This window comes from Planococcus donghaensis MPA1U2 (assembly GCF_000189395.1).
Lineage (GTDB): Bacteria > Bacillota > Bacilli > Bacillales_A > Planococcaceae > Planococcus > Planococcus donghaensis_B.
In genome coordinates this window covers 1-9,429 of record NZ_AEPB01000024.1, presented here as the reverse complement: position 1 = coordinate 9,429, position 9,429 = coordinate 1, and the positions used below count along the sequence as shown (strand labels likewise).

Genomic DNA, 9,429 nt, shown 5'->3' with positions numbered 1-9,429 from the left:
GCACTAACACCTACACGTCGTCGGTTGTCGCTACGCTCTATTTAGAAAAAATTCTCATCGTGAGAGCCGTTCGCGCGTATTTTTTGCGGAACGCGCATAAACGCCTCTCCACCGCGCACAAAACTTCTTCAGCGTGCATATCCACCCTCACATCGTGCATATTTCTCTAGAACCGCGCGTAAGCACGCTCTCACCGTGCATACACCACCGCGAAGCCTACACACGCCAGCTAGACTTCCCCCAAAAATAAAAAAAGACCTGCATTTTCTGCAGGTCTCACCTATAGTTAATTTCTTAAACGAACATTCCTGCGATAGCTGCACTCAATAATGACGCAAGCATACCTGCTGCAACGGCACGAATACCGAGGCGCGCGATGTCAGGACGACGGTTTGGTGCAATGGCACCAAGTCCACCAAGTAAAATGGCTAACGAGCTTAGGTTTGCGAATCCACAAAGTGCAAAACTGATTACAATTACAGTTTTAGGAGACAGGTTTGCAATTTCTGGTGCAAACGCTGTGTACGCTACAAATTCGTTAAGCACTAATTTTTGTCCGATAAAGCTACCAGCTTGTACAGCTTCAGCCCACGGCACACCAATTGCCCATGCAAGTGGCGCGAAAATTACACCTAAAATGCTTTGGATCGTTAAGCCACCGAAACCGAACCAGTTGCCGATGCCACCAAGCATACCATTTAACAAAGCGATTAATGCGATAAATGCCAGTAGCATCGCACCAACGTTTAATGCCAATTGAAGACCGTCAGCTGCACCACGTGCTGCTGCATCGACAACGTTAACTGAAGTTTGATCTTTTTCCATAACGAAGTCTTTTTCTTCGACTTCTTCTGTTTCTGGAATCATCATTTTCGCCATGATTAAACCAGCTGGTGCCGCCATAAAGCTTGCTGCTAATAAGTATTCAAGAGGGACACCCAAAAGGGCATATCCTGCTAAAGTTGAACCTGCTACTGAAGCAAGTCCACCTGTCATAACTGCGAATAATTCCGATTTCGTCATCCCCGCAATAAACGGACGGATAACAAGCGGTGCTTCTGTTTGACCAACAAAAATATTCGCTGCTGCTGAAATCGATTCCGCTTTACTTGTTCCTAGAAGTTTTGCCAAAGCTCCTCCAAGAAGCTTAATAATAATTTGCATAATGCCTAAGTAATAAAGGACTGAAATTAAAGAAGAAAAGAAAATAATAACTGTTAGTACTTGAAAAGCAAAGACAAATCCAAAGCCGCCAACATCAGCTGCTGGACCAAATAAGAAACCAATTCCTTCGCCTGCATAATCAATTACGTTCTGAACTTTATTCGAAATAAATAATAATATTTTTTTCCCGAATTCCCATTCCAACACCATAAACGCAAATGTAATTTGGATAGCTAATCCGCCGAGAATTGTCCGTGGCTTAATAGACTTCTTGCCGCTTGATAACAGGAAGGCAATTCCAAGAACAACGAATATACCAAAGATGCCCCACAATAAATTCACAACTTCACCTCATCGATAGATTTTTATCAGAAAATTAAGCAAATAATTTGTTTAACTCAGCTGTCGTCAGACATCTTACCAAATCTAAAAGAAGAAGTAAATGGCTATCGTGTGAAGAAATGAGAACGCATTCATAAATACTACTTTGTACCTTTAAGTCCGACTTTTTAACTTCCATCCTATTCCACATAAGGTTTTATTGTCCTGAGAATAACGAATAAAAAACAACAAAAAACGCAACCCGGAGGCTACGCAATTAGGTGTTATGCTGTAACTTTATTTCTCCGGCGATTCACTCGGTAAAATATTAAGTAAAGCGCTGGAATCATTACTAAGGTAAACAAGCTTGAGAACGCGAGTCCAGCGATGATTGTAATCGCCAATGGTTCAAATAATGGATCCCCTGACACTGCAATTGGGACAAGGGCAATAATCGATGTAATCGTTGTTAACAAGATTGGTTTGATCCGAGCATAGCCTGATTCGATAATGGCTTCCTTAATATCAAGCTCCCCTGATAAACGGCGAACTTCTACAAAGTCGATCAAGACGACTGCGTTACGAACAACAATACCTGTTAGTGAAACAATTCCCATAACACCTAAGAAACTTAACGGTGTTTGGGTTAAGAATAGTCCAAGTATCGCACCGGAAATACCTAAGTACACGGCAATCAATACTAAGAACGGCAAACTGAACGATTTAAACTGGAAGGCAATAACTAAATACACCAGTAGGATGACAACTAAGAACAAAACACCGATTTCAGCAAAGAAAGCTTCTTGATCAGAGTTTTCTCCACCTGTCGATAATTCATAGCCATCTGGCAGAGAGTCACGTTCTTTATCGACGATAGCTAACATTTTGTTTTCAAAGTCATCTACATCGCCAAATGCACGAAGGGTAATTGAACGATCCCCTTCTTTATGCGGAACTTGCGCTAATTTCGTCGTATCTTCTGCTGTTAACAGTTCATTCATCGGCACCAATGTCGGTGGTCCCTGTTCACTAAGTGCCGGAACTTCAAATTGAGACAAATCAATTGGTTGTCCTTCATCAATTCCAGATTGCTTCAAGAACACTTGATACGGCATTTGACCTTCGTAAATGGTGTATAAAGGAACACCTTGTGTCAACAATTGAAGCTGATTCGTGACTGTGTTTAGCGCAATTTTGTTTTCTTGTAATGCGTCTTGGTTTGGCACATACTCAATTGCCGGAACTGGATCGCCTAGATTATCCGTAACAATCGTCGCGCCACTCGCAAGCATTTGCTCTTTTAGTTGATCGCGAAGAGAAGCTAGTTCTTCAATATTTTCACCTGTGATGTCAACTGTAACAGGAGCTCCTACAGGTGGACCTTGCACAATTGTATCTAAGAAAATTTCAGCTTCTGGAAAACGTTCACGTAACTCAGGCTGCCATTTCTCGATAAAATCAGCGGCCGTAGTTTCATCACGGTCAATTCGGAAGACAACTTGACCCGTGTTGCCGCCTGTATTGTTCATCGAAGAAGCAAACAAATTCGGTAGCCCTTCTCCTGAGAAAATAGAGATCTCAGCGACATTGTCATCTTCAGCTCCAACTTCCTCAGTTAAGTTAGCAAGAAATTCGTCAGTATCTTCAATCGTCGTGCCTTCTGCCAGACGAACATTCATAGTTACTTCTTGACGATCAGCTGCTGGGAAAAATTCAAACGGCGTAAAGAGCGCAAGCGATAATAACCCTGTCGCTATTAACAAACCGCCGCCCCCAACAATTATTGGGCGTTTTAATACACCACGCAAAACTTTATTAGAATAAAACAATGCGATTTTCTCGAGTGGTTTTCCTAAAAATCCAGGATTTTCGGATACTTTGTTTGCTTTTCGTTTTGTTTTTAAGTATTGCATCATTGGAACAAGAGTAATCGATAAAATCGTTGATGCAATGATTGTAGTGATTAAAATACTCGGCAAGGCTTTGATAAATGCCCCATTGCCACCTGATAATAGCAGTAATGGTGTAAATGTAACAACAATCGCCAAACTTGAGGCAATAATTGATGGATAAACTTCGCGAACGCCTGTAATCGCGCCATTGAGGGCAGAATCCCCTAATTTATAACGTCGTTGGATATTATCGTTTACAACAATACTGTCATCGACTAAAATCCCGATGGCAATAATTAGGCCAATCACGGATATTTGGTTTAAATCGACACCCAACCATGGTATGGGAATCATCCCGATTAACACAGAAGCTAGTACCGTCAACGCAACTGCAAACGAGCCAAATAACGTCAATCCTGCTGTCGTGACGATCAATACGGCAAGTACTGCAATCGCTAATGAAACATACAAGCTGTCAAAGATTTCATTGACACTTTCTGCTTGAGAAACGTATTTTTCAGCTTGAACGCCCGCCGGCAATTCTGTTGTAAATTCGTCAATGATGTCAGAGACTTTTTGATCAACTGCAGGAACATCTTGTTCTGTCTGCAAAAAGACCGTGTATGAAATGGCGTTTTCACCTTTAAATGTCACAACATCTTTTGTTTGTTGATCGACTGTTTCAATCGTTGCAACATCAGCAAGTGGCACTGCGGCTGCACCGACTTGTAATTCTTTTAGTTTCTCAATGCCTTGCTCTTGTTGCACAGTTAGGCTAATTTGCTCGTTGCCGTTATCATGTGTACCAAGAGACAATGGCTGATTGGCTTGTTGAAGCGATTCGAGCACTTCAAACGGTTGAAGCTGATTGGCTGCTAGTTCTTCACTGTTCAGCTCGATTAACACTTCTTGTGAATTTAACCCTTTAACAGTTGTTCCTGCAACACCAGAAACAACTTCTACCTTTTTAGATAAAGCTGACAACGCTTCTTCCATATTTGCCAACTCTTCTTTATCTCCATAAAACATATACGACACTAAAGGAGAAGTGAAGCTCAGCTTTTCAACGGTTGGTTCTTGTGCATTATCAGGAAACCTTGAAGCTGCGCTACTCGCTTGCTGCTGGAGGCTATTCACCAAGTCATCCGGGTTTTCTCCATCCTCTATCTCTAACGTAATAATAGAAGCAGAATTAGAAGAAATCGATTGCAATGATGCAATGCCATCTACTTTTTGAATTTCACGTTCGAGCGGATTCGTAATTGCAGTTTCAACTTCTTCAGGTCCCGCACCTGGCAAAATTGTTGATATTAATACGAGGCTTGACGGCGTTTCTGGAATTTCACGTTGTGGCAATGTAACAAAAACATAGGCTCCAACAATCGACAGAATTAAAATTAAAAATATGAATAATTTGCTTCGTTCTAATATGTATTTCATTATTCCGCCCCCTCCAACTTTTGTATAACTATTGTATAACTATGAATTTAAAAACACTAGTAAAATGCTCGAAAAAAACCAGATGGAGAATCCACCTGGTTTACAAGTTTGGCATCTGTTGCTGTTTCATCCAATAAGCGGCAACAAATAACAACAACGGTAGCACAATAGACATTCGGAACCAAATGCCTTCTCCACCCCAAAAAATAAGCGCCATTGGGGGCAAAAGTGCAATTCCGCTCCAAGCCAGTGCTTTCCATGATCGTTTCCACAGACCGATAATCGCTAATATCATTGACCCAATCACCAGAGACCACAGCAAAATCCCCACCAGAAAAAAGCTCACCTTAATGCGCCTCCGTTCATCATATTCCTTAATTAATCTATACCCGATTTTCAAAATAAACATACGTAATCATAAAAAAAGACAGCCTTTTAGGCTGCCTTCTCACATACATTTTATAGGTTTTGGAAAAACAATCGAATAACATCTAAACCGCCAATAACGTTACCAGCTGCCGTACCTAAATTTGTCAGTACCACAACCAATAAAACACGCGTTACCTTATTGTCCCAAAATCCTTTGAGCGTGAAAACGTCTTTCGACAAGGTTTGGAAATCTCCAACATTCGGGCGGCGAACATACGCTTGCGCCAATCCAGAAAACCATCCGGCGGCTAAAAGAGGATGTAAGGCACCAATCGGACCGCCAACAAACGCTGTTAAGATTGCTAATGGATGACCAAAAGCAATTGCTGCTCCAATTGCTCCAAGACACGCTGTCCATAAAATCCAGCTTATCGTTTGGTCAATTCCTGCTGCTGGGTTGTTCATGAACGTAATAGCGATCATTGCAACCAACGCTAATGGAATCGCCCAGCCAATAACTTTTGGCCATTTCGATTTGGGTGGAACTTCTGAAAGTTTCTTTAAATCGTGGTCGTTATGAACTTCTTTAATGATTCCTGGCACATGAGCGGCACCCAAAACGGCGACGACTTTTTTACCAGGAGCTTCTTTTATTTTTTGTGCCAAATACTGATCACGTTCATCAATAAGTGGTGTTTTTAGTTTTGGAAAAGCTTGAGTAAAATCATCCATCACCGCATTCAATGTATCTTGTGATTTCATCTTTTCCAAGTCTTCTTCTGAAATGGTTTCTTTGCTAAAAATGCTAAAGAATACAGAAGTGAGCAGTTGCGCTTTCCCCATAAAGCCAATATTGCCCCAAATACGTGAAAACGTCACTTGAATATTGCGATCCGCTAATACAAGTTCTGCTCCCACTTCTTTGGCAGAGGCAATTCCTTGAATCATTTCTTGCCCTGGTTTAATGCCAAACTGATCGGCTAACCGATTTTGAAACGAAGAAATCGCTAAGTTCATCAATAACAAACTCGCTTTTTTGTCTTTAATCACTTTAAAAATATCGGTTTCTTTCCATTTGCTATCTTGCGTTACCGATTCATAGCGTTGTGCATCTAATTCGATACAAACCGAATCAGGCTGTTCTGCTTCAATAACTGCCTTTACTTGCTCAGCACTTGCTTTAGATACATGTGCCGTACCGATTAAGATCAATTCTTTTTCGCCGTATTCTATGCGTGTGATATTATCCTCAACCATGTTGTACTTCCTTCATAGAACTATATTTCCCCTCATCTCAGATGAAAAGACTGTCTATTCTTTATAATGAATTAGAATAGCAAAAATATCAATGCTGCACCCTTTTCATAGTAGAGAAAATCAAAAAAGGTCACAAATCAGTCGCATTGAACGTATCTCCATCTTTTAAATTACCGGATTGAAACCCTTTTTTAAACCAGCGCTGGCGTTGTTCTGAACTACCATGCGTAAAACTTTCAGGAACGACGTATCCACGCGCACGTTGTTGAATGGTATCATCTCCTACAGCGCTTGCTGCCGTTAATGCTTCTTGCAAGTCACCTTCCTCTAAATACCCCATGCCTTGCGCGTGATGTGCCCACACGCCTGATAAATAATCCGCTTGAAGCTCTAAGCGAACCTGCACTTTATTGTATTCTTCTTCACTTAATTGATTACGCAATGGTTGTACTTCTTCCATAACTCCAAGTAAATTTTGGACATGATGGCCAACTTCATGTGCTACAACATAAGCCATCGCGAAATCGCCTGGTGCTTTGAATTGCGTTTGTAATTCATTGTAAAAACTTAAATCGATATAAAGTTTATAATCCCCTGGACAATAAAACGGTCCAACCGATGCTCCCGCTGTTCCACAAGCCGATTCAACACTGTCTGTATATAGGACAAGGGTCGGCTCTACATATTCCATGCCTTCTTCTGCAAAAACTTCTGTCCATACGTCTTCTGTATCTGCAAGGACGACTGACACAAATTCAGCCAACTCTTCTTCTTCCGGCGTTGCTTCGTAAGGCTGGTTAGACGTCGTTTCTGACGATCCGCCTAATTGATCCATGATAACACCTGGGTCGCCTCCTAAAAAAGCGACGAGTAGGACGATCAGAATACCTCCGATACCTCCTCCAGCAACAATGGCCCCACCTTTGCCTCTTCGATCTTCAACGTTTCTACTGGCTTTTCTTCCTTTCCAATCCATAGAGGTCCCTCGTTTCAAAATGGTTTTATAGTAAAGCATACCCGTTATTCACTTAAGTTTAATCCATTTTAAGTAGGCGATAAATTAAAAATCGCTCACGTGGATTTTTATGAAAATCAGGCAATGGAATTTCTTTGACTAATTGAAAAGCTGTGCTCGTTTCTAAGTACTCGCTATACTCTTGTGGGGCAAAAAACAAAACGATATCGATTGTTCGCGGAGCCTCTTCAGCAGAGCGCAAAACATTATTGAGAAAAGCGATAAACACTTGCACTGAAAAAGGATTAAAGAAATAAAATTTATTGTCTTGATTTGCGACTTGATAGTCTTGTGCCAAGCAATTATAGAAGCTAATGCTCGACTCAGCGTCTTCGTGCTGCTCAAGGTATCTTTTTTTATTTTCAAGAGCTTCAGCGTAAAATACGGGATTCATCTCAATTCCAGCACTTTTTGTTCCAAAGAAATGATGAACATAAAAATTTAGACGCCCTTTTCCACATCCAACATCTACAAGTTGATCTTCTGAAATTACGGGATAATGCTTGAACAAAGTATCAAGTAAATCATACGGAGTTGGCTCGTAACGATGATGGTGCAGAGAATCTGTAAATCCCTGTTGATGTCCTACAGTTACGATGTTCAGTTGACTGTCGTACGCTCGCTCATCCATTTCGATCCACTTCCTTTCTTAATAAAATTTCGCGTTTTCATCTTGCAATTAACAGATATATTTGTTATAGTACAGCTAATTCAATATTTCTTGCTCCATTTTTATGGAGTAGGATAGAGGCGCAAAAACCATCAGTACGCAAAAAGAGGACGATGAGGTCCATTGACGTTTGCCGGAAGGGGGATTTGCCGAAGTGACGGAAAGCTCATATTTCCGTGCGCTGGGTCTGTATTTAACAAATGCAGGACTGTCATATAGGAAACTATATGGAGGGCTATCTGATGCACAGGAACGAATGGTAAACATTGTTTCTACTGCAGCAACAGGACCCCCCTGTTGCTGCTTTTTTGTTTATTCCTGACTGGCCCCTCACCTCTAAGCTACGAAAAAAATTAGAAAAGGGTGTGTTGTTTATGAATTTCGGCCAAATTATTACAGCAATGGTAACACCGTTCGACCAACAAGGAGAAATCGATTTCCCAGCAACTAAAAAATTAATCGAGCATTTAATCGCGAACGGCTCTGACGGACTTGTCGTCGCAGGTACAACAGGTGAATCACCTACCTTATCAATCGAGGAAAAAGTAGAGTTATTCCAATTTACCGTAAACACAGTCGCGGGTCGAATTCCGGTTATTGCAGGAACAGGATCGAATAATACGCGTGCTTCTATTTCATTGACGCAACAAGCAGAAGAAGTCGGTGTTGACGGCGTTATGCTTGTAACGCCATATTACAATAAACCTTCACAAGAAGGCATGTTCCAACATTTCCAAGCGATTGCCGAGTCTACGAATTTGCCTGTGATGCTTTATAATATTCCTGGTCGCAGCGTAGTTAATTTGTCTCCTGAGACAATCATTCGCTTATCCCAAATTAGCAATATTGTTTCCGTTAAAGAAGCGAGTGGCGATTTAGATGCAGCTGCTGAAATTATCGAAAATACGCCTGACTCATTTACGGTATACAGCGGTGATGACAGCTTAACACTACCGATGCTATCAATTGGTGGCACAGGAATTGTTTCGGTTTCTGCACACATTATTGGCAATGACATGCAAGACATGATTACGAGCTTTAAAACAGGTGATGTAAAAACAGCGGCAGCTATCCACAGACGTTTAGTGCCAACCATGAAAGCATTGTTTGCAGCACCAAACCCGACTCCAGTTAAAGCGGCTCTTAATATCACGGGCGTTCAAGTAGGCGGTGTTCGCTTGCCAATGATTCCATTAACAGTAGAAGAAACCTTGACGTTACGTGCATCTTTACCTGATTTGCATTCAAAAGCGGTAACAAATTAAAGCCGAAAAAACGCTGAAGTTCATGATGAACTTCAG

General features: G+C 41.3%; 7 protein-coding genes and 1 riboswitch. Of the genes, 1 reads left to right on the top strand and 6 read right to left on the bottom strand.

The features are described 5' to 3' along the window. Positions 1-294: 294 nt before the first annotated feature. The 6 genes from GPDM_RS06800 to GPDM_RS06775 form a co-directional block, all read right to left on the bottom strand. On the bottom strand, positions 295-1,506 hold the full coding sequence (locus GPDM_RS06800) for a NupC/NupG family nucleoside CNT transporter (RefSeq protein WP_008430151.1): 1,212 nt from the start codon (positions 1,504-1,506) through the stop codon (positions 295-297). Between the two features lie 263 nt (positions 1,507-1,769). After that, positions 1,770-4,817 (bottom strand): efflux RND transporter permease subunit, encoded by a 3,048-nt coding sequence (locus tag GPDM_RS06795; RefSeq protein WP_008430150.1) that lies wholly within the window; start codon positions 4,815-4,817, stop codon positions 1,770-1,772. 100 nt (positions 4,818-4,917) lie between these two features. Continuing rightward, positions 4,918-5,163 (bottom strand): hypothetical protein, encoded by a 246-nt coding sequence (locus GPDM_RS06790; protein ID WP_008430149.1) that lies wholly within the window; start codon positions 5,161-5,163, stop codon positions 4,918-4,920. 113 nt (positions 5,164-5,276) lie between these two features. Continuing rightward, positions 5,277-6,443, bottom strand: coding sequence for a TraB/GumN family protein (locus GPDM_RS06785; RefSeq protein ID WP_008430148.1), 1,167 nt, complete (start codon positions 6,441-6,443; stop codon positions 5,277-5,279). Between the two features lie 130 nt (positions 6,444-6,573). Next, the gene (ypfJ, locus tag GPDM_RS06780) at positions 6,574-7,419 is read right to left on the bottom strand and encodes a KPN_02809 family neutral zinc metallopeptidase (RefSeq protein WP_008430147.1); all 846 of its coding nucleotides are present in this window, start codon (positions 7,417-7,419) and stop codon (positions 6,574-6,576) included. 58 nt (positions 7,420-7,477) lie between these two features. Continuing rightward, entirely contained in the window at positions 7,478-8,089 is a 612-nt protein-coding gene (locus GPDM_RS06775) for a class I SAM-dependent methyltransferase (protein ID WP_008430146.1), read from the bottom strand. A gap of 106 nt (positions 8,090-8,195) precedes the next feature. After that, positions 8,196-8,374, top strand: a riboswitch (Lysine riboswitch). Between the two features lie 128 nt (positions 8,375-8,502). Between GPDM_RS06775 and dapA the strand changes: the two genes are divergently transcribed. Further along, a complete protein-coding gene (gene dapA, locus GPDM_RS06770) occupies positions 8,503-9,393 on the top strand; it encodes a 4-hydroxy-tetrahydrodipicolinate synthase (RefSeq protein ID WP_008430145.1) in 891 nt (296 codons plus the stop codon). The last annotated feature ends 36 nt before the right edge of the window (positions 9,394-9,429 follow it).

Excerpts from the sequence above, each read along its gene's own strand:
- dapA (WP_008430145.1), top strand. The coding sequence starts at position 8,503 with ATGAATTTCGGCCAAATTATTACAGCAATGGTAACACCGTTCGACCAA.
- GPDM_RS06775 (WP_008430146.1), bottom strand. The coding sequence starts at position 8,089 with ATGGATGAGCGAGCGTACGACAGTCAACTGAACATCGTAACTGTAGGA.
- ypfJ (WP_008430147.1), bottom strand. The coding sequence starts at position 7,419 with ATGGATTGGAAAGGAAGAAAAGCCAGTAGAAACGTTGAAGATCGAAGA.
- GPDM_RS06795 (WP_008430150.1), bottom strand. The coding sequence starts at position 4,817 with ATGAAATACATATTAGAACGAAGCAAATTATTCATATTTTTAATTTTA.
- GPDM_RS06785 (WP_008430148.1), bottom strand. The coding sequence starts at position 6,443 with ATGGTTGAGGATAATATCACACGCATAGAATACGGCGAAAAAGAATTG.